We start from the raw sequence: 20071 nt of genomic DNA on the forward strand, positions 1-20071 counted from the left end.
AATTCGGACTCGACGGCAGCCGAGATCAGCGCGTCACGGCCAGGGAAGTAGTTGTACAGCGTCGCGCGGCCCACTCCTGCGCTGCGGGCGACTTCGTCCATCGACAGCTTGCGCAGACCGGTCGTGGCCGCCAGGGACACCACGGCTTCGATGATGCGGGTGCGGATGTCCTTGGTCTCGACGACGCCGCCGGTGGGCAGTGCATTCATGGGAAAATCCTACGACGTAGACAAATGGTCAAAAAGTGTCTAACGTTCCAACTGTGGATGCGTGACGACATCGCACATCCGGAGTACGTCCGCCAGAGCAGATCACCGATTGGATTTCGGACAGTGACGTCCGAGCATCTCAGGAGTGGAAGTCATGACTTCAGCGCCCAGCTACGAGGAAATCCTGAAGACTCTCTCGGAGGGCTCGGTACAGCGGCACTTCGACGCGTTCACCGACATCGCTTGGGATGACCCCGATTTCGCTGTCGATTCGAACGATGCCCGCTGGGTCCTGCCGGTCTGCGAGCCATTGGGCGCCACGGCCTGGTATCAGGCCCAGCCGCTGGCGGACCGGATCCGGATCGGCCTCGCGCGCCAAGCGAACACCGCCAAGGTGGGATTGCAGTTCGAGAACATGCTGATGCGCGGCATCCTCGAGTACGTCTTCGAATTGCCCAACGGCGACCCCGAATTCCGGTACCTCACCCACGAGGTCACCGAGGAAACCCACCACACGCAGATGTTCCAGGAGCTGGTCAACCGCATCGGCGTGGATACCCCCGGCGTCCACCGGCTGGTGCGGGCGGTGCACACGTTCATACCGATGACGGTGCGGGTCGTGCCGGCGTTCTTCTTCTCCATGGTCTTGTGCGGCGAGGAGCCGATCGACCACATGCAGAAGACGATTCTGCGGTCGGGCACCGCGAATCATCCACTCATGCTGCGCATCATGCAGATCCATGTCGCCGAAGAGGCGCGCCACATCTCCTTCGCCCACGAGTATCTGCTCCGGAACGTCCCGGCCTTGCACCCCATGCGGCGGACGGCGCTCTCGTTGCTGTTCCCGGTCATGTTCTTCGTCGCTTGCGACCTGATCGCGAAGCCGTCACCGAAATGGGCTGCCCAGCAGGGCATTCCGCGTGAGGTGATGCGGGAGGCATTCTGGCGTTCACCGGTATCGCGGAAGATGCGCCGCGACATGCTCTCGGATGTGCGCGGCTTGGCGCACGGCTGCGGCCTGATGAATCCGGTGTCGGAGCGACTCTGGCGGCTCATGAAGGTCGACGGCCGGGCTTCGCGCTACCGCAGCGAACCCGTCCGCTCGGTCTGAGGCCCCTGCACAGTCCGCGCAGACGGAGCATCCCGATGTTCAATCTCGAACTTCCCAAGAAACTCCTGGTCACGGCCAATCTGGCCCACCAGGTCGCGGTGGGGCTGTTTCGCCCGATCTCCCGCAAATACGACCTCGCGGAGCATCAGTACCCGGTCGAACTCGACGTCATGGCCGCGGTGATGGCGGGGATGAACGACTCCGGGGCCGGTGTGGTCGCGGGCGCTTCCGGCACCCGCGCGACCGGTGATGACAGAGGTGCCGAGGCGGCCGAGAACGTCAACGGCGGCAATATGGCTGCGATGGTCAGCGCGATCGAAGCGTGCTGGGGTGACGCCGCGCTGATGATGACCATCCCTTACCAGGGGTTGGGTAACGCGGCAATCATGGCCGTGGCCACCGACGAACAGCTGGCGCGCTTCGGCAAAGTCTGGGCCGCCATGGCCATTACCGAGCCCGGCTTCGGCTCCGACTCGGCGGCCGTGACCACCACGGCGGTCCTCGACGGTGATGAGTGGGTGCTCAACGGCACCAAGATCTTCGTCACCACCGGTCAGCGGGCCACCCACATCGTGGTGTGGGCGACTGTCGACAGATCGGCCGGGCGCGCCGCCATCAAGTCGTTCGTGGTGCCGCGGGACGCACCCGGACTGACCGTGGCCCGCTTGGAGAACAAGCTGGGGGTCAAGGCTTCCGACACAGCCGAGCTGTGGCTGGAGGACTGCCGGATCCCGGCCGACAATATCCTCGGCAACCCGGAAGTGAACGTGGAGAAGGGTTTTGCCGGGGTCATGCAGACCTTCGACAACACCCGCCCGCTCGTCGCCGCGATGGCCATCGGTGTCGCCCGCGCCGCGCTCGAGGAATTGCGTGCCGTGCTGAACGAGGCCGGGATCGATCCTTCCTACGACCTCCCCGCGAGCAACCAGCCCGCGGCCGCCGCGGAATTCCTTCGCCTGGAAGCCGATTGGGAAGCCGCCTACCTGTTGGCCCTGCGCGCTACCTGGATGGCCGACAACAAGAGGCCCAACTCCCTCGAGGCGTCCATGTCCAAAGCCAAGGCCGGTCGCATGGGCACCGACGTCACCCTGAAGTCGGTCGAGCTGGCTGGGGCCACCGGTTACTCCCAGCGCACCCTCCTGGAGAAATGGGGCCGCGACTCGAAAATTCTCGACATCTTCGAGGGCACCCAACAAATCCAGCAGTTGATCGTGGCCCGCGGAGTGCTGGGCCTGGGCAGCGGCAAGCTGAAATGACAAGTCGAGACGACGATAACGCCGTCTATCGCACGACCGCGCAGTCGAAGTTGACTCGGACTAATTGCCGGGGCCTCGAACCACGGTCGCTCCATCGCTGGCATAAACCTCATGACCAGCGAGATCCTGCCAGGATCTTGACGCAAGACACCTGCTCGGTCCCGATTTCAGATGCGCTGGCCGAGGAAATGCGCCGCCCGGTCCAGAGCTTCGTCCGCCTCGTCGAGAAGGCCGGTGAAGGACTGAAACACATGCGGCACATCGGCGGTCACGTCGAGGATGACGTCCACGCCGGCCTCCCGCGCGCGGGCGGCCAGGCGAGTGGAATCGTCGAGCAGCATTTCGTTGGTCCCCACCTGGAGCAGGATCGGCGGGAAGCCGGTGAGATCGGCCGAGACCGCGGGGCTGAGCAGCGGCTGTTCCGGATCCTGCCCGGCGAGATACATCGCGCCGGTGTGGTCCAGGCTCGCGCGGGTGAACAACGGGTCGATGCCGGCTTTGGTTTCCATACTCGCCCCCGTGCGAGTCATATCGAGTCCGGGGGAGAAGGCCACGATCGCGGCGGGCAGCGGCAGGCCGGCGTCGCGGGCGGCCAGAGCCGTCGTGATGGTCAGACCACCGCCCGCGGAGTCGCCCGCGAACGCGATCGCCGACGGTTGCGCGCCACTGTCGAGCAGGGCGCGATAGGCGCCGAGGGTGTCCGCTACCGCGGCGGGGAACGGATGTTCCGGCGCGAGCCGGTAATCGACCGATAACGCCCGGAAACCCGTCTTACGCACCAGGTTTGCGGTCAGCGTCATCGCCGTCTCGGGGGATCCGAAGACGAAGCCACCGCCGTGGAAGTACAGGATCGTTCCGGCTCCGGCCGGCTCCGGCGGTTCGACGAGCACCGCGGGCCGAGTGCCCAGGGGGATCGTCCGCATGCGTATTCCGGACGGGACGGCCATCTGCGCCATCAGGGTCCGGAAGTCGGCCCGTATCTCGGCCACGGATCGCGGCTGCGCGGGATGGGGCCGCCGCAGCATCGCGTCGACCTGCGCGCGTTGTTCCTCGCTCATATACACCTTCCTGAGAAGTATATTCCTGTACAGTATATGCCATGGAATGTAGTTCCGGCCCGGATGCCGTGGATCTGCCGACGCTGTTCGCCGATCTCGTCCGGTGCGAGACGCGGATGTACAACGCCGTCAACGACCGGCTCCGGGACCGGCACGGCATCGTCGCGTCCCAGTTCGAATCCCTGCGTTTCCTGCGCGATCATCCGGAGGCTCGGGTGGCCGATCTCGCGGCCGAATTCGCGGCCGGTATCGGGGCGATCAGCAAGGGTGTCGACCGGCTGGTGGCGCGGGGATGGGTCGTGCGCAGGCCGCATCCGTCGGATCGCCGCTCGTCGGTGCTGGCCCTGACCGAGGACGGTGCCCGGCTCGTGACCGCGGCCGAAGAGAGCTTCGCGGAGCGGCTCACCGAACTGTTCGGCGCCATCGCGCCCGATGCGTCCCTGCCGACCGTGGCGCGCACGCTCGCGCGGCTGCGCGGCGAACTCGAACGGGGCCGGATCGGCATGCCGGCGGGGTGATTGCCGCGTGGTGAACGCGGCCGGTCGCAGTGGTGGGAAGGATGCGGGACGCGCGGTCGTTGATCATGGGGGGCGAACGACGGTGACAAGACAGGAGAAGTCATGACGGAAAATCCGGCCCCGGTCTCGAACTGGGACGGCGCGGCACTGGATCTGCCGGCGTATCTCGCCCGCATCGGCTTCACCGGAGAGCCGGCGCCGACCCTCGACACCCTGCGCGCGCTGCAGTACGCGCACACCACCACCATCCCGTTCGAGAACATCGATCCGGTGCTGAAACGCCCGGTGCTGCTGGACCTTCCGTCGTTGCAGGACAAGCTCGTCCGATCCCGGCGTGGCGGCTACTGCTACGAGAACGTGGGCCTGTTCGCCGCCGCGCTGGAGCGGATCGGCTTCGGCGTGACCGGATTACACGGACGGGTGAGCATGGGCGCGCGCGGTGAGATCCGCCCGGCGACGCACGCGTTGCTGCGTGTGACCACCGCCGACGACGAGCGGGTGTGGCTGTGCGATGTCGGTTTCGGTTCCGGGCCGCTCGCCCCGCTCGAACTGAATCCCGATGTCGGGGAGGTGCGCGCCGGTGACTGGCGATTCCGGCTGGAACGCACACGCGGCGAACTCGATTCGCAGCTGTGGGTGCTGCACCACTTCGCCCGCGACGGCTGGATCGATCGCTACAGCTTCACCATGAATCCGCAGTACCGCATCGATTACGCGGTCGGCAATCACTTCGTCTCCACATTTCCGCGTTCACCGTTCGTGACCCGGCCGTATGTGCAGCGGTTCCGGCCGGACCGGCACGACATCGTCGACAACACCACCTGGATCACCGAATATCCGGACGGCACCGCGCACAGCCGCGACCTGCCGCCGGCCGATCTGCCGAAGATCCTGGCGGCCGAATTCGATATCGAACTCGCCGACGCCGATGCGGCGAAACTGGCGGCAGGGGTCTGGCTGCCACACTGACGACCGACTGTGCGCTGACCGGCGGCCCGCGCGCGACGGCCGATTACCCCGCCGCGGCGGCTCGCGGCGGTAGGGTCGGCCGCGTGCGCACCGGATCGAAGTTGTTCGCCCTGCTCGCCGCCCCGATTCTCGCCGCCGCCGCGTGTTCCGGAGACAGTTCCGCCGATCGGCTCGACCGCAGTGTGCACACCTTCGCCGATGCGTTGAGCCACGGCGATCCCGCCGCCGCGGCCGCCGTCACCAGCGATCGGGCACAGGCGGCGACCACCCTCGGCGCCCTCTTCGACAGTCTCGGCAAGAAGGTCCGCGTCGACGTGCGTTCCGTACATCGGTCCGACCAGCACGCGACGTTCGACCTGGCCACCACGTGGACCTTCGGCGCGGCCGGAAATCAGTGGACCTACACCACCGCCGGGACGGCCGACGAATCCGGGGACGACTGGAAGGTCCGATGGAATCCGGCCACCGTGGCGCCCGGCCTCGAGACCGGGCCGCTGTCCTACGACACCGTCGCCCCGCAGCCGGCCGCGCGCGTGCTCGACCGCGACGGCGCCGAATTGATGACCCAGCAGGTCGTCACCCTGGTCCAGTTGGCGCCCGGCGCCGACCCGAATGCCGTTGCGGCCGTGCTCGGTCCGATCGACCCGAGCATCTCCGCGGCGAGCCTGCGCCAGGACATGGACAAGGCCCAGGGCAAACCCGTCACCGCGATCGCGCTGCGAGCCGGCGATCTCGCCCCCGTGCAGGATCGGCTCGCCGCGTTGCCGAATGTGACGCTGGCGCCGCAGACCCGGCTGCTCACCGTCGACAAGGCACTGACCTCCCCGGCCCTGTCCGAGGTGAGCGACCTGTGGCAGCACAGCACCGACGCCGCGGCCGGCTGGGCGGTGCGCGCGCAGGGCACCGACGGCGCCCATACGGTGGGCGGACAGGATCCGAAACCCGTCGCCGATATCAGGACCACGCTCGACACCGGGATGCTGCGGCGTGCCGAGGCCGCGCTCGCGCCGATTCCCACTCCGGCCGCGATGGTGGTGCTGCGACCGTCCACCGGTGACGTACTCGCCGTGGGGCAGAACGCGCCCGCCGACGCCCAGGGGCCGATCGCCCTCACCGGGCTGTACCCACCGGGTTCGACCTTCAAGACGGTCACGGTGTCGGCCGCGTTGCAGGCCGGGCAGGTCACCGCCGACACCATGGTCGCCTGCCCCGGAACCGAGAACATCGAGGGCCGGCAGATTCCCAACGACAACCACTTCGATCTCGGCACCGTGCCCCTGCACACCGCGTTCGCACGGTCCTGCAACACCACGATGGGACGGCTCGCGGTGAACCTGCCGCCCGACGGGCTGACCCGCGCGGCCGCTCAGCTCGGTCTCGGTGTGGATTTCACCGCCCCCGGCATGACCACGGTGACCGGAAAGGTGCCCACCGCAGACACTTCCGCGCTGCGGGTCGAGGAGGGGATCGGTCAGGGCCGGGTGACCGCGTCGCCGTTCGGCATGGCGTTGGTCGCCGCGACCGTCGCCCGCGGTTCGGTGCCGGCGCCCACCGTCGTGGCGGGATCCCCCGGAAAGGCGGACCGGACCCCGGATCCGGTGCCCGCGCCGGTGCTGGATCAGGTGAAATCCATGATGCGCGAGACCATTACGAACGGCACGGCCACCAACCTCGCCGACATTCCGGGCATGCTCGGCAAGACCGGCACGGCCGAATACATCGACGACACGCACGCGCACGGCTGGTTCGTCGGCATCGACGGTGACCTGGCGCTGGCGGTGTTCGTCGGCGATGCCGGAAGCTCGGCGCCGGCGGTCGACGCGGCCGGACGTTTCCTTCGGAATCAGCAGTAGCTCGCCGCCCAGTGGAGTGAACTTCGTCACATATACTCTCGCTGTATAGCGAACTGATCTCGACCGCATCGCATGGTGGTCACACATATTCCGCATAGATCTCGCTCCGGCGTCAAAGCGGCCCGTCAGGCCCGCTACACTCGTCCGGGAACACGCGCGGGACATGACCCCGCGCGCGGTAAGTCACGGATCGCGGAGAAACTCGGAGTAGTGCCATCGAAACCGGCCAAGTGATCGCAGGGCATTACCGCCTGGTCGAGCGGATTGGTAGCGGCGGCACAGGCGTCGTCTGGCGTGCCGTCGACGAACGACTCGAACGGTCGGTCGCGATCAAGCAGATCCTCACCCAGCCCAGTCTGCCGCCGGGTGAGAAAGAGATCGTGCGTCAGCGCGCGTCTCGGGAGGCCCGCAACGCGGCACGCTTCCAGCACCCCAACGCGATCGTGGTCTTCGACATCACCGAGCACGAGGGTGATCCCTGCCTGATCATGGAGTATCTGCCGTCGCAGAGCCTCGCCGTGGTGCTGTCCTCGCAGGGAACGCTGCCGCTGCCGCAGGTGGCGCGCATCGGCGAGCAGGTCGCCTCGGCGCTGGTGGCCGCCCATCGCGCGGGCATCGTGCACCGAGACATCAAGCCCGGCAACGTATTGCTCGGCGACAACGGCACCGTGAAGATCACCGACTTCGGTATCTCCAAGGCCAAGGGAGATGTCAACCTCACCGCCACCGGCCTGATCTCCGGCACCGCGGCCTATCTGGCCCCCGAGGTCGCCCGCGGCGCTGAACCCAGCCCGGCCGCCGACGTCTTCGCCCTGGGCGCAACGCTTTTCCACGCTCTCGAGGGCGAACCGCCCTACGGCACCAATCCGAATCCCCTGGCGCTGCTGTACGCCGCGGCCAACGGTCAGCTGAGCCAGCCGCGCAACGCCGGCCCGCTCACCGATCTGCTGCTGGATCTGCTCAGCTTCGAGCCGGAGGACCGGCCGAGCATGACCGACGTGCGCGATCAGCTGGCCGATTTCGCGGATCAGGCCGCCGATGCCGAATCGACCCGGATGCTGGCCACCCACCGCGGGGGCGCGCGCCGCCAGGCCACGCGCACCCTGGATCGCCGTGCGGCACAGGCGGATATCTCCACCGCGGAGATGATGGCCACCGCGGCGGTACTGTCCGAACCGGAGATGCAGCCGGTGCGGCCCGCCGCGGCCGCCGCGCATCCCACCCGCTCCAATCCGGTGCCCGCCGTCGCGCCGGCACCCACCCGCAACGCGAAACCGTGGGTGTTCGCCGGTGGTTTCGCCGCCGGTCTGGTGATCGTCGCCGCGGCGCTGTATCTGATGTTCGGCGGCGCGAAGACGGAATCGCCCGGTTCGCAGGCGAATTCGCCGGCGGCGACCGCCACCGCGCAGGCGGGTACCTCGACGCAGAGCGTCGCGGCCGTGGGCCAGACCAAGAGCGCCGGTAAGACGGACGTCGGTTCGGCGGCCGGTGTCATCCAGAACTTCTACGACGCCCTCGTCGACCAGAACACCGGCACCGCATGGAATCTGCTCACTCCCGCGGCCCAGCAGGTGTACGGCAGCCAGCAGGCGTTCGCGACCTACTGGAAGCAGAACCAGATCACCGCGTACAACACCATCGAGGGCGCACGCGGGGGCGGCAGCAGCGCCAATTCCGATGGCTCGGTGGATATGTCGGTCGCCAGCATCACCTACGGTGGCCAGAACAAGTCGATCGAACTGCGCGTGGTGGTAGGCAGCAGCGGGAAGCTGCTGATCGACAGCGATACGCACTGATCCGGCTGCACCCGGTGCCTCCGCCCACGGGCGGAGGCGTCGATCCGTCCGCGGTAGCTGTCGCGACCGCTATGCCCCCGGTAGTCTCGGGCCGTGAGCACTCGGCAGCTGCTGAACGACGAACGGGCCGAACTGATTACGCTGCTGCGTGATCTGAGCGAAGACGAATGGGAGGCGCCCTCGCTGTGTGCGGGGTGGCGGGTACGTGATGTGGTGGGGCACCTGCTCTACGACGAGATGTCCCTGCTGGGCTACGCGCGCTTCGCCCTCGGCTATCGGCTGAACACCGACCGCGTCAACAACGGTCTCGTCGACCGGGCTCGGGACCTCACCACGGCGCAGCTCATCGAGCGATTCGAGAACTCCGGACAGCGCATCACCGGCACGTGGCCGAGCCTGGGCCTGGCCGACATTCTGGTGCATCAGCAGGACATCCGCCGTCCCCTCGGCCGCCCCCGTACCATCCCGGCCGACCGCCTGGTCGCGGTGCTGCGCCATCCCGACCCGTTCGCCGGCCCGCGCAGATACACCCGCGGCCTGCGGTTCGTCGCCACCGACGTGGAGTGGTCCGCCGGCACCGGCCCGGAAGTCCGCGGGCCGGGCGAGGCGCTGGCGCTGGCCGCGGTGGGCCGCCCCGCCGCCCTGGAAGACCTCACCGGTGAGGGTATGGAGACACTGCGCCGGCGCCACGGAGTGTGATCGCGCCACCGCGACCGGAACTTCACGACGGTAGCCCTGCCGCCTGGGTGCGGGCCCGGCTACCGTCGCAGGCCGTGCATCGGCGAGAAGAGTGTCGGGCCGAAGCGAGCTGGGACGCGAAAGCCGCTATCGCGTAGTGGTTTCGGTGTCGGCGGTCCAGTCGGCGAGTAGGCGGAGCGCGGTCGCGCTCGGCGAATCGGGCTCTACTGTGTGGACGATCAACGCCTGATCGGGGTCGTCGGGCAGTCGCAGCGTTTCGAAGCCCAGGTCGAGTCGCCCGACCACCGGATGCCGGTAGACGTAGCGGCCGTGAGTCTTGTCCTTCAGCGCATGGCGCGACCACAGCCGCTCGAAATCCGGATCACGCCGCCGCAGCTCGTCGATCAGCGCCGCGATGCGGTCGTCGCCGGGATTGCGGGCGGCGTCCAGCCGTAGATAGGCGACGACGTCGGCGGCCTTGCCGGGCCAGTCCTCGTACAGCTCGCGCATTCCCTCGTCGAAGAACACCAGCCGCGCCAGGTTGCGCTGCCCGGGCGGCAACGCACCGAAGTCGGTGATCAGCGCGGCGGCCGTGCGGTTCCAGGCCAGCACGTCGGTCCCGCGGCCGACGATGTAGGCGGGCACGTCGGCGGTGTCGAGCAGTCGGCGCAACCCGGGCCGTACCCGCTGTGCGGCAACGGGTTCGGTACCCGACCACGGTCGCGCCAGCCGGTGCAGGTGGTCGCGTTCGAGCGGGTCGAGTCGTAACGCCCGCGCCACCGCATCCAGCACCGATTCCGAAAAGTGCAGGGTGCGGCCCTGTTCCAGGCGCACATAGTGATCCACGCTCACCCCGGCCAGCAGCGCCAGTTCCTCGCGGCGCAGTCCCGGCACCCGGCGACGGGTGCCGTGCTCGACCAGACCCACCTCCTCCGGGCGCAGACGGGCGCGGCGCGAGCGCAGGAATTCTCCGAGTTCGGCGCGTCGATCCAGGCTCATGCGGCCAGTATCGCGCGTCCGGCGGCGCCGAGCCTGGTCACGGCATGCCCAGGCTCGGCACGCACTGGTAGCCGGGGCCGCCGCCGACGACTCTCGGAAAGCGGCGCCGCCACCGGGGCGGCGCGAGCGAAGGAGACACGTCGATGAGCACCACCCGCCGCTTCGGCAGCCCCGGAATGGACATCACCCCCTTGGGTTTGGGCACCTGGGTGATCTCCGGCCCCGGCTGGCAGTATTCGTGGGGCAGCACCGACGACACCGATTCGGTCGCCGCGATCCGGCACGCCGTCGGCGCCGGACTCAACTGGATCGACACCGCGGCCGCCTACGGGCTCGGTCACGCCGAGGAACTCGTCGGCCGCGCCCTGGCCGGCATCCCGGAGCGGGATCGGCCGTACATCTTCACGAAGGCCGGCCTGATCTGGGAAGAGGGCGACGATCCGAACGGGCCGCCGCTGCGGGTGATGCGACCGGAGTCCGTCCGCCGCGAACTGGAGAATTCGCTGCGCCGCCTCGGCGCCGACCACATCGACCTGTACCAGGCGCACTGGCCCGATACCGGTGCCCGCTTCGTCTACGGCGCCGAGGGCGAGCCGACCAGCGACGCGACACCGCTCGAGGAGTACTGGCAGGTGATGGCGGACCTGCGCAAGGAGGGCAAGGTGCGTGCCATCGGGCTGTCCAATCACGATGTGCGGCAACTGGGTATCGCCGAATCCATCGCACACGTCGACGCGATCCAGCCACCGTTCTCGGCGCTCAACCGCGCCGCGGCACCGGAGATCGCCTGGGCGGCCGCGCACGACACCGGTGTGATCGCGTATTCGCCGCTGCAGTCCGGACTGCTCACCGGTGCGTTCACCGCCGACCGCGTGCTCGCCGCCGACGACTGGCGCCGCGGCTACGCCGAGTTCACCACCGACCTGCCGGTCAACCTCGCCTTCGTCGACGCGCTGCGCCCGATCGCCGCCCGGCGCGGCGTCGGGGTGGCGGAGGTGGCGCTGGCCTGGGTCACGGGCTGGCCCGGCATCACCGGGGCGATCGTCGGCGCCCGGACACCGGCACAGATCGACGGATGGGCCGGCGCTCGTGAACTCGTGCTCACCGCCGCCGACCAGGCCGAGATCACCGCCGCACTGGTCGCCACCGGGGCCGGTACCGGTCCGGTCCGCCCGTGAATCCGTCCGAACCATCGAAGGAGAACACCGTGGTCCTGCACGTCGTCGCCGAACTGCACGCCCGCCCCGGCCGGGAGGATCGGTTGCGCACAGCCCTGGAGGCGATGATCGAACCGTCGCTCGCCGAACCCGGATGCCTGGACTACCGGCCCTACGCCGACCCCAACGATCCGGCTCGCATGGTGGTGGTGGAGCGCTGGCACGGGCCCGACGCGCTCGAGGCTCATTTCGTGACCCCGCACTTCCGTCATATCGCCGAGGTCCTGGACCTGATCCTGGCCACGCCTATGACGGTGTCCCGGCTGGTCCCGGAATGAGTGGTCGCGGCCGGAGCCGGATGCGGGTGTGCCGCCGCATCCGGCTGACTCCGGCTGCCCAGCAGGTCTATGGGAGCCAGGCCAACCAATTCGGTCCACACGCCGTACAGCCCTTCCGCGTGAGACCGCCGTGATCGAACCTTGCGGCAGGGCGCGACTTATGGTTTGTCTTCTCGTTCGGGCAGCGTGACGGCCAGAATCAGAACGGTCAGTGGCAGACCGATCGCGACGACGAGTCCGAGTGTGATCACTGTTCGCGTCCCGTTTCTGTAATGGGGTCCGGCAGCTTGGGATACTTCCGTGTGCCCGTGACCAGATCGGTGACCTGGATGATCGCCCACCAAGGCGAGCTGTCCTCGAGAGCGCCGAGGTGTGGGATCACGACCGTGTCCGCTGCGTATTCGAAGGCGTATTGGACGACGATCAGTGCGGCCAGGACGGCGAGGGCGTCGGTGTGCACGGTGTCGACGATTTCCAGGTGGTGCTGCCGCGTCAGTGTTTCGTATGTGTTCGGATCATGGTCGCTGTGCAGGAGAGCAATCGTTCGTCGTGATGTGCTGGGTGCTGTCAAAGTGCTTGTCCCTCCGCGTATCGACGTGCCGCGTTCGCACGGCACGGGCTCGGGCTGGTGGTCACTGGTGGGCTTCGATGTACTGAGCTGCGAGGCGGAATCGGGCGCAGTTATGGGCGGCGTGGTCGGCCATCACATGCGTCGCGTGCGCACGCCCGTGGATGGGAGCAGAGCTCTTGCACGCTGTCGGAGGGCCGAGGTGACGGAGGCCGGCGGCGACGCGCTCGAGGAGGTCGATATTCCTTGTGTGCCAGAGCCGCAATGTGGCTGCCATCGACTGGTTGTGAGTGCGCCGGGCTGGGAGCTTCGGTAGTTGCTGATTCGAGCGATCATCGGCCGGGCCGGTGCAAGTTGCGGTCGGCGTGCTGGCCGGTTGGCGGTCCGCGCGCCGCGCACCGAGCGTGGTTTTCCTGAAATCGATCGTCACCGACCGTCCTCCGATGTCTCGAATCCTCTGACGCGCTTGCGAATTTCGGCGTTGGACGCCATACATGTCCGGCCGTCTCGCCGCAGATGGTCCACGACGAGCAGGTGGGTGGCCGTACCCCGCACCCGGACCTTCCGGTTACGCTCGGGGCAATCGGTCCGTAACACTCGATCCACGTCCACCTCGGGCCCGACCCACACGATCATCCGATCGCTCACACCGATTCCTCTCTCGCTCAGCACGATTCAGAATGCTTGCCACCGAATTCTCAGGAGCGCCCCGCCGCGCGACCCGCTCCGGCCAGATCATCGCGAACACGATCACCACGAGTGGAATACCGACGACCGCGGCAAGTCCTCACCCCTCAGCGGTCACGGCCGGTTGCTGTCCGGCACAAGCCGCTTCGCCTCGATCAGCCGCTGCTTGGCCTGCTGCTTGACCGGACAGACACACAGCGCGCAGTCGAGATGAACCTGCATCACCGTGTGCGCGAAACCGATGGTCATCACCGATACGCGATCGTGATTCATCACCCCATACATTTCGTCTCCCTCGGCTCTTTTCCTCGTCGTATCGACCGTCCGGATGACGCTTCCAACAACGAGGGGCACACCCGATCCGGCGGCGTCGCCCCGGATTTCCCCGAAACGGGATTTCATTCAAATCGTCGCCCGCCAGCGACATCGGCGGGAACCGTACAGCCGTGGGGTACCGTGGGCGTACCGTAGGCATTTCCCCGTTCAGGCACCGGAAAAGCAGGGGGCGGCGATGATACGCGGGCAGGAATGGACCGGCTTCGAAGCGGCTGCACTTCAAGAGGCGATGCGTAAGTCGGTCCGGCAGTTCGCAGAACTACTTGGTGTCGAGACGACAACGGTCAGCAACTGGCGTTCGGGCCTGGGCGCGGTCAAACCTCGCTCTGGGGCACAGGCGATCCTCGACACGACCTACGCGCAACGAGCTAGCCCGGAAGACCGCGCACGATTCGAGCAAATCGTGGCGGAAGGCGAAGCCGCATGGAGAATCCGGCACTCGGTGTCTGCGCGCCAAGTTCCAGCCGTAGCTGCGCACACCAACGATGCCCTGACGGATTTCGGTCCCAACTGCGACACATCCGGTGACCATTTCGCAGGCTCAGCGGGTCGCGGGTGGCGGGCCGTGGACACATTGTTGGCTGACGCCGACGATTTCAAGTCTCTGGTCACCGACATCGAGACTGCGTTCTGGACTGCGGGGAACGTCGACTATGCCGGGCCTTTGCGCCCAATTCCAGCTCTCATCGCGGCCAGCCGAACAGTCACACGACTCAACATGGTTGGCGAATACTCCACTCTCGCAGTGATGCTCGCGCCATTGATAACCGATCTGTACCGGCACACCCGCGAGAGCGGTCCAGTCGAGCGGCGCATCGCCTGGGACGCTCTGACACAGGTCGCTTTCGATACGTCTGTAGTGATGCGAGCCAGCGGCCATCTCACGCTGGCATGGGTGGCCGCGCGGGCAGCCGAGGACGCCGCGCGGGCGATCGACAGCGGATCGGGTTGCGCCGCTGCAGCGTTCGTGTCCAGCCAGGTGCTATTGGCTCGACCCGGTTCCACGAAAGCCGCCCTCGATTGCGCGAAAGGTACTGCCGCGGCTGTCGGCTCGCGAGCGAGAACTGCCAGCGACGTCCAAACGGTGGGGATGCTGCACCTTCAGGCAGCGTTGGCGACTGTGGCCGTCGGTGGCGATCCACGTGATCATCTGGATCACGCCGCTGAGTGGGCCGCACGGTTGGACAGCCCCATGGCGATCGATCGTTCATCAGTCGTCGGAAACCCCACATTCGACACAGCGAATGTCGCATTGTGGAAGATGACGGTAGCGATGGAAGCGCGCGAGCCGGAAGCGGTACTCACTCTCGCCCAGAAACTGAAACCCCAGACGTTGCCCACCCCGGGCAGGGCCTCGCAGTACTTCGTAGAAGTGGGGCGCGCTGCCGCATTGCGTCGCGAATACGCCACCTCGCTCGACGCCCTGCTGCGGGCTGAAAGCATTGCACCAGAGCATGTTCGAAACATGGATACAGTGCATGCGGTGGTCGGCGACATGATGCGCAACGCCGGGCGTGACCTCACGTCCGGCGATCTGGGGAAGCTCGCTCAGCGAGTGGGGGTCGTAGTCGATTAGCCGGGACAGACTCTGCGCGGGACTGCCATGATGGGGGTCATGACTGAGCGCACACGCGTGCTGTACGCGATCGTGACAGGTGCATCACCGGCTGACACGATCGGCGAGCTGGTGGAGTTGGCGCAGGCCGACGGCTGGGACGTGTGCGTCGTTGCCTCGCCCGAGGGTGCCCGCTTTATCGATAGCGAGGCATTGGCGGCGCAGACCGGCCATCCGGTGCGCTCGGAATTCAAAGATCCAGGAACCGACGACCTGCTGCCCCCAGCCGATGCCGTCATCGCCGCTCCTTTGACCTCGAACTCCTTGGCTAAATGGGCAACGGGCATCGGCGACACGTTGCCGCTCGCACTACTTGTAGAGGCAGTCGGTGCTGGGCTGCCCGTGGTGGCGATCCCACACGCCAAGAAGGAGCAGATGAACTTCCCGGCTGTACGCGAGGCACGCGCCCGTCTCGCGGACTGGGGCGTGCGATTCGTCCGAGTAACCGACGACGCCGACACAGGGCCGCTGCCGTGGATGGCGGCATTGAAAGCCCTTGGCTAGAGCGTGCGCGCAAGTGCGCGCGGAGGGAACGCCACCCGAGACTACTTTTTGTGCCTTCGCACGGATACCGCTCGACATTCGTACTCCCCCTGAGGAACATTCTCGATCTCGACATCGACTGAATCGCCCTCACTCAGCGTGAAAACATCCCCTTTGTCCACAGTCGACAGGTGAAACCACGCCAGTGAGCCATCCGCCCGAGTCAGCACCCCGGTGCCGTTGCGGATGTTCCAGCGGTAGACGGTCGCACGTTCCATCCCCGCACCCTTCGCTGCGCCGTGTGATCGAGCGGACCGCGCAATCCTTACACAGCCCGTCACCTTCCGATCCCTGCATCCAACTGGGCAGATCCGCCGGGGACTATCGGCCCTACGCCCATCCGAACGAGCCCGCTCGGATGGTCGTGGCGGAGCGCCGGCGCCCCGACGACCTGGATGCCCATTTCGCGACTCCGCATTTCCGCCATATCGCCGCGGTCCTGGACCGGATTCTCGCCACGCCCATGACGGTGTCCCGCCTGGTGCCGGAATGAGTGGTCGCGGCCCGGGCCGGACGCGGGAGCGTGACGCCGCTTCCGGCTCGGGCGGCGGATATCGACTGGCGCCGACCCGATAGGCTGGTAGGCGGTCCGGAGCATTCGCTTCGATGTGATGACCAGCACAGACCGGCCGGACAGACAAGGATTTCACACCGCTATGACTAGCCGCATCGAGCTCGCCCGCGTGGATCTGCGCGGACGTACGCCCTCCGCTGCCGAACTGCGCGCGGCGCTGCCGCGCGGGGGAGTGGACGTGGACTCGGTGCTGCATCATGTGCGGCCGGTGGTGGAGGCGATCCGTGATCGCGGGGTCGAGGCCGCGCAGGAGTTCAGCGCGAAGTTCGACGGCATCACCCCGGCGAGCGTGCGCGTCCCGTCCGCCGAACTCGACAAGGCCCTCGCCGAGCTGGCGCCCGCCGTGCGGGCGGCGCTCGAGGTGGCCATCGAACGCACCCGCAAGGTGCACGCCGATCAGCGCCGCACCGACACCACCACCGAGGTCGTGCCCGGCGGCACCGTCACCGAACGCTGGGTGCCGGTCGAGCGGGTCGGGCTCTACGTGCCCGGCGGTAATGCCGTCTACCCGTCCAGTGTCGTCATGAACGTCGTCCCCGCGCAGGCCGCGGGCGTGGACTCGCTGGTGGTGGCCTCGCCGCCGCAGGCCCAGTTCGGCGGACTGCCGCATCCGACGATTCTCGCCGCGGCGAAACTGCTCGGCGTCGAGGAGGTGTGGGCGGTCGGCGGCGCCCAGGCGGTCGCCTTGCTGTCCTACGGCGGCACCGACACCGACGGCGCGCAGCTCACCCCCGTCGACATGATCACCGGTCCGGGCAACATCTACGTCACCGCCGCCAAGCGGCTGTGCCGCGGCCTGGTCGGCATCGACGCCGAGGCCGGTCCCACCGAGATCGCGATCCTCGCCGACGCCACCGCCGATCCGGCACATGTGGCCGCCGATCTGATCTCGCAGGCCGAACACGATGTGCTCGCCGCGAGTGTGCTGGTCACCGACAGTGTGGCGCTGGCCGATGCGGTCGACGCCGCGGTCACGACCCAGCTCGAGGTGGTCAAGCACCGGGAGCGGGTGTCGGAGGCGTTGTCCGGCAAGCAGTCCGGTGTCGTGCTCGTCGACGATATCGAGCAGGGGCTGCGGGTGGTCAACGCCTACGCCGCCGAACACCTCGAGATCCAGACCGCCGACGCGGCCGCGGTCGCCGGGCGGGTCCGCAGCGCGGGTGCGGTGTTCGTCGGCGCGTGGTCGCCGGTGAGCCTCGGCGACTACTGCGCCGGATCGAATCACGTCCTGCCCACCGCCGGGTGCGCCCGCCACTCCTCGGGGCTGAGCGTGCAGACCTTCCTGCGCGGTATCCACGTCGTCGAATACAGCGAAGCCGCGCTGAAAGACGTTGCCGGCCACGTCGTTTCCCTGGCCAACGCCGAGGATCTGCCGGCCCACGGCCAGGCCGTGCAGGTGCGTTTCGAGGCCCTGTCATGACCGCGACCGCCGATGTCCCGGGCGCCGCGGCGACCCTCGACGATCTGCCGCTGCGCGAGAACCTGCGCGGCAAGAGCCCGTACGGCGCACCGCAATTGGCGGTGCCGGTGCAGCTGAACACGAATGAGAATCCGCATCCGCCGAGCCGGGCGCTGATCGACGACGTGGCCGAATCCATTCGGGCCGCCGCCGCCGACCTGCACCGTTATCCCGACCGGGACGCGGTGGCGCTGCGCACCGATCTGGCCGCGTACCTGACCCGCCAGACCGGAGTCACCGTGCAGACCGCGAACGTGTGGGCGGCCAACGGATCCAACGAGATTCTGCAGCAGCTGCTGCAGGCCTTCGGCGGGCCCGGCCGCAGCGCCCTCGGCTTCGTGCCCTCGTATTCGATGCACCCGATCATCTCCGAGGGCATCGACACCGAATGGATCGAGGCCAAGCGCAACAGCGACTTCTCCCTCGACATCGACTACGCGGCCGCGGTGATCGCCGACCGCCGCCCCGATGTGGTGTTCGTGACCAGCCCGAACAATCCGACCGGGCATTCCATCGCCCTCGCCGATCTGGAGCGTCTGCTCGAGGCGGCGCCGGGCATCGTGGTGGTCGACGAGGCGTACGGCGAGTTCTCCGCCGCACCCAGCGCACTCGGGCTCATCGACCGGTATCCGGCGAAGCTGGTGGTCAGCCGCACCATGAGCAAGGCCTTCGCCTTCGCCGGCGGGCGGCTCGGCTATCTGGTCGCCGCGCCCGCGGTGATCGAGGCGATGCTGCTGGTGCGGCTGCCCTACCACCTGTCGGTGGTCACCCAGGCCGCCGCTCGCGCCGCACTGCGCCATGCCGACGAAACTCTGGCCAGTGTCGCCGAACTCGCCGCGCAGCGGGAACGAGTGGCGGAGGGGTTGCGGGACATGGGTTTCGAGGTGGTCACCTCGGACGCGAACTTCCTGTTGTTCGGCTACTTCGCCGACGCCCCGCGCACCTGGCAGCGTTATCTGGACGAGGGCGTGCTGATTCGCGACGTCGGCATTCCCGGCTATCTGCGCACCACCATCGGATTGGCCGCGGAGAACGACGAATTCCTGCGGGTGAGCGAGAAGTTGGTGGCCACCGAGGTGATCTCCCGATGAGCACGGAAGCGAGTATGAATCGAACCGCCCGGGTGGAACGCACCACCCGCGAATCCAGCATCGTGGTCGAATTGAACCTCGACGGCACCGGCCGGACCGACATCTCCACCGGCGTCCCGTTCTACGACCACATGCTCACCGCCTTCGGCCAGCACGGCAGCTTCGATCTGACCGTGCAGGCCAAGGGCGATATCGAGATCGAGGCGCATCACACCGTCGAGGACACCGCCATCGTCATCGGACAGGCGCTCGGCGAGGCGCTGGGGGACAAGAAGGGCATCCGCCGCTTCGGTGACTGCTACATCCCGATGGACGAAACCCTCGCCCACGCCGCCGTCGACGTGTCGGGGCGGCCGTACTGCGTGCACGACGGCGAGCCGGAGCGGCTGCTGCACACCGTGATCCCCAGCGCCGGTCCCGGTGCGTCGTATTCCACGGTGCTGAACCGGCACGTCTTCGAGTCGATCGCCCTCAACGCCCGCATCGCACTGCACGTGCGGGTGCTGTACGGCCGCGACCAGCACCACATCACCGAGGCCGAGTTCAAGGCCGTCGCACGGGCTCTGCGCGCCGCCGTCGAACCGGACCCCCGGGTCACCGGTGTGCCGTCCACGAAGGGAACGCTGTGAAATCGGTTGTGCTGCTGGACTACGGCTCCGGCAATCTGCATTCCGCGGCGCGCGCGCTGGCTCGCACCGGCGCGGAGGTGACCGTCACCGCCGATCCGAAGGCCGCGCTCGACGCCGATGGTCTGGTCGTGCCGGGCGTCGGCGCGTTCGCCGCGTGTATGGCAGGTCTGACGCAGGTGCGCGGCGAGCGGATCATCGGCACCCGCCTCGCCGGGGGCCGGCCGGTGCTCGGCATCTGCGTGGGCATGCAGATCATGTTCGAGCGTGGAGTCGAATTCGGGGTCGAGTCCGAGGGCTGCGGCCAGTGGCCGGGCACGGTGGAACGGCTTCCGGCGCAGGTACTTCCGCACATGGGCTGGAACACCGTGCAGGCTCCCGCCGACAGCGTGCTGTTCGCCGGGATGGATCCCGAGACGCGCTTCTACTTCGTGCACTCCTACGCGGCGCAGAAGTGGGAATGGGACGACAACGGCACCATCGCCCCGGCGAAGCTGATCTGGGCCGAACACGGCGGGCCGTTCCTCGCCGCGGTGGAGAACGGGCCGCTGTGCGCCACCCAGTTCCACCCGGAGAAGTCCGGCGACGCCGGTGCGCAGCTGCTGCGCAACTGGGTCGGCTCGCTGTAGG

At 67.7% G+C, this 20071-nt stretch carries 23 protein-coding genes; 16 read left to right on the plus strand and 7 right to left on the minus strand.

All coding sequences use genetic code 11. The features are described 5' to 3' along the window. A partial coding sequence (locus tag AC5592_RS16675) for a TetR/AcrR family transcriptional regulator (RefSeq protein WP_157121951.1) occupies nucleotides 1-209 on the minus strand: 209 nt, incomplete at its 3' end. 154 nt (nucleotides 210-363) lie between these two features. Between AC5592_RS16675 and AC5592_RS16680 the strand changes: the two genes are divergently transcribed. Then, complete coding sequence (locus tag AC5592_RS16680) at nucleotides 364-1320, plus strand: AurF N-oxygenase family protein (protein WP_063064770.1); 957 nt, start codon at nucleotides 364-366, stop codon at nucleotides 1318-1320. Nucleotides 1321-1355: 35 nt separating this feature from the next. After that, nucleotides 1356-2576 carry an acyl-CoA dehydrogenase family protein gene (locus AC5592_RS16685; RefSeq protein ID WP_063064771.1) on the plus strand — a complete coding sequence of 407 codons (1221 nt, stop codon included), beginning with the start codon at nucleotides 1356-1358 and terminating at the stop codon, nucleotides 2574-2576. A gap of 167 nt (nucleotides 2577-2743) precedes the next feature. On the opposite strand, the gene AC5592_RS16690 is transcribed toward AC5592_RS16685, so the two are convergent. Continuing rightward, entirely contained in the window at nucleotides 2744-3634 is an 891-nt protein-coding gene (locus AC5592_RS16690) for an alpha/beta hydrolase (RefSeq protein ID WP_063064772.1), read from the minus strand. 41 nt (nucleotides 3635-3675) lie between these two features. Between AC5592_RS16690 and AC5592_RS16695 the strand changes: the two genes are divergently transcribed. The 5 genes from AC5592_RS16695 to AC5592_RS16715 all read left to right on the plus strand — a co-directional run bounded on the left by AC5592_RS16695 (nucleotide 3676) and on the right by AC5592_RS16715 (nucleotide 9469). Next, on the plus strand, nucleotides 3676-4152 hold the full coding sequence (locus AC5592_RS16695; protein WP_036500492.1) for a MarR family winged helix-turn-helix transcriptional regulator: 477 nt from the start codon (nucleotides 3676-3678) through the stop codon (nucleotides 4150-4152). A gap of 102 nt (nucleotides 4153-4254) precedes the next feature. After that, complete coding sequence (locus tag AC5592_RS16700; protein WP_063064773.1) at nucleotides 4255-5121, plus strand: arylamine N-acetyltransferase family protein; 867 nt, start codon at nucleotides 4255-4257, stop codon at nucleotides 5119-5121. 83 nt (nucleotides 5122-5204) lie between these two features. Next, nucleotides 5205-6974: a penicillin-binding transpeptidase domain-containing protein gene (locus tag AC5592_RS16705; RefSeq protein WP_063064774.1), complete on the plus strand. Its 1770-nt coding sequence runs from the start codon at nucleotides 5205-5207 to the stop codon at nucleotides 6972-6974. Nucleotides 6975-7204: 230 nt separating this feature from the next. After that, nucleotides 7205-8770 (plus strand): serine/threonine-protein kinase, encoded by a 1566-nt coding sequence (locus tag AC5592_RS16710; RefSeq protein ID WP_036500495.1) that lies wholly within the window; start codon nucleotides 7205-7207, stop codon nucleotides 8768-8770. 93 nt (nucleotides 8771-8863) lie between these two features. Next, on the plus strand, nucleotides 8864-9469 hold the full coding sequence (locus AC5592_RS16715) for a maleylpyruvate isomerase family mycothiol-dependent enzyme (protein ID WP_063064775.1): 606 nt from the start codon (nucleotides 8864-8866) through the stop codon (nucleotides 9467-9469). 126 nt (nucleotides 9470-9595) lie between these two features. On the opposite strand, the gene AC5592_RS16720 is transcribed toward AC5592_RS16715, so the two are convergent. Next, nucleotides 9596-10447, minus strand: a complete 852-nt coding sequence (locus AC5592_RS16720) for a helix-turn-helix transcriptional regulator (RefSeq protein ID WP_063064776.1) — start codon at nucleotides 10445-10447, stop codon at nucleotides 9596-9598. Between the two features lie 143 nt (nucleotides 10448-10590). On the opposite strand from AC5592_RS16720, the gene AC5592_RS16725 reads away from it, so the two are divergent. Together AC5592_RS16725 and AC5592_RS16730 are read left to right on the plus strand one after the other, a co-directional pair. Then, complete coding sequence (locus tag AC5592_RS16725) at nucleotides 10591-11625, plus strand: aldo/keto reductase (RefSeq protein ID WP_063064777.1); 1035 nt, start codon at nucleotides 10591-10593, stop codon at nucleotides 11623-11625. Nucleotides 11626-11654: 29 nt separating this feature from the next. Next, nucleotides 11655-11942, plus strand: a complete 288-nt coding sequence (locus AC5592_RS16730; RefSeq protein WP_063064841.1) for a putative quinol monooxygenase — start codon at nucleotides 11655-11657, stop codon at nucleotides 11940-11942. Nucleotides 11943-12189: 247 nt separating this feature from the next. On the opposite strand, the gene AC5592_RS16735 is transcribed toward AC5592_RS16730, so the two are convergent. From AC5592_RS16735 to AC5592_RS16745, 3 genes are all read right to left on the minus strand, one after another. Further along, complete coding sequence (locus tag AC5592_RS16735; RefSeq protein ID WP_063064778.1) at nucleotides 12190-12402, minus strand: hypothetical protein; 213 nt, start codon at nucleotides 12400-12402, stop codon at nucleotides 12190-12192. Between the two features lie 172 nt (nucleotides 12403-12574). Next, nucleotides 12575-12940, minus strand: a complete 366-nt coding sequence (locus tag AC5592_RS16740; RefSeq protein WP_157121954.1) for a hypothetical protein — start codon at nucleotides 12938-12940, stop codon at nucleotides 12575-12577. A gap of 371 nt (nucleotides 12941-13311) precedes the next feature. Then, a complete protein-coding gene (locus AC5592_RS16745; protein WP_157121957.1) occupies nucleotides 13312-13599 on the minus strand; it encodes a hypothetical protein in 288 nt (95 codons plus the stop codon). A 109-nt stretch (nucleotides 13600-13708) separates the two neighbouring features. Here AC5592_RS16745 and AC5592_RS16750 point away from each other — a divergent pair, with 109 nt between their 5' ends. Together AC5592_RS16750 and AC5592_RS16755 are read left to right on the plus strand one after the other, a co-directional pair. Next, nucleotides 13709-15109, plus strand: coding sequence for a helix-turn-helix domain-containing protein (locus tag AC5592_RS16750; protein WP_157121960.1), 1401 nt, complete (start codon nucleotides 13709-13711; stop codon nucleotides 15107-15109). 39 nt (nucleotides 15110-15148) lie between these two features. Next, nucleotides 15149-15652, plus strand: a complete 504-nt coding sequence (locus AC5592_RS16755) for a flavoprotein (protein ID WP_084506809.1) — start codon at nucleotides 15149-15151, stop codon at nucleotides 15650-15652. Between the two features lie 41 nt (nucleotides 15653-15693). On the opposite strand, the gene AC5592_RS16760 is transcribed toward AC5592_RS16755, so the two are convergent. Then, nucleotides 15694-15909, minus strand: a complete 216-nt coding sequence (locus tag AC5592_RS16760; RefSeq protein ID WP_063920337.1) for a cold shock domain-containing protein — start codon at nucleotides 15907-15909, stop codon at nucleotides 15694-15696. A gap of 140 nt (nucleotides 15910-16049) precedes the next feature. Here AC5592_RS16760 and AC5592_RS16765 point away from each other — a divergent pair, with 140 nt between their 5' ends. From AC5592_RS16765 to hisH, 5 genes are all read left to right on the plus strand, one after another. Beyond that, complete coding sequence (locus AC5592_RS16765; protein WP_269750194.1) at nucleotides 16050-16184, plus strand: NIPSNAP family protein; 135 nt, start codon at nucleotides 16050-16052, stop codon at nucleotides 16182-16184. A gap of 163 nt (nucleotides 16185-16347) precedes the next feature. Beyond that, entirely contained in the window at nucleotides 16348-17685 is a 1338-nt protein-coding gene (gene hisD / locus AC5592_RS16770; RefSeq protein ID WP_063064783.1) for a histidinol dehydrogenase, read from the plus strand. Continuing rightward, entirely contained in the window at nucleotides 17682-18815 is a 1134-nt protein-coding gene (locus AC5592_RS16775) for a histidinol-phosphate transaminase (RefSeq protein WP_036500508.1), read from the plus strand. Before hisD ends, AC5592_RS16775 begins: the two co-directional genes overlap by 4 nt. Beyond that, entirely contained in the window at nucleotides 18812-19444 is a 633-nt protein-coding gene (hisB, locus tag AC5592_RS16780) for an imidazoleglycerol-phosphate dehydratase HisB (protein WP_174372284.1), read from the plus strand. Before AC5592_RS16775 ends, hisB begins: the two co-directional genes overlap by 4 nt. Then, complete coding sequence (gene hisH, locus AC5592_RS16785) at nucleotides 19441-20070, plus strand: imidazole glycerol phosphate synthase subunit HisH (RefSeq protein WP_036500510.1); 630 nt, start codon at nucleotides 19441-19443, stop codon at nucleotides 20068-20070. Before hisB ends, hisH begins: the two co-directional genes overlap by 4 nt. Nucleotide 20071 lies beyond the last annotated feature (1 nt).

Origin of the sequence: Nocardia violaceofusca NBRC 14427, assembly GCF_963869435.1 — a bacterium.
Classification (GTDB): Bacteria; Actinomycetota; Actinomycetes; order Mycobacteriales; family Mycobacteriaceae; genus Nocardia; species Nocardia aobensis.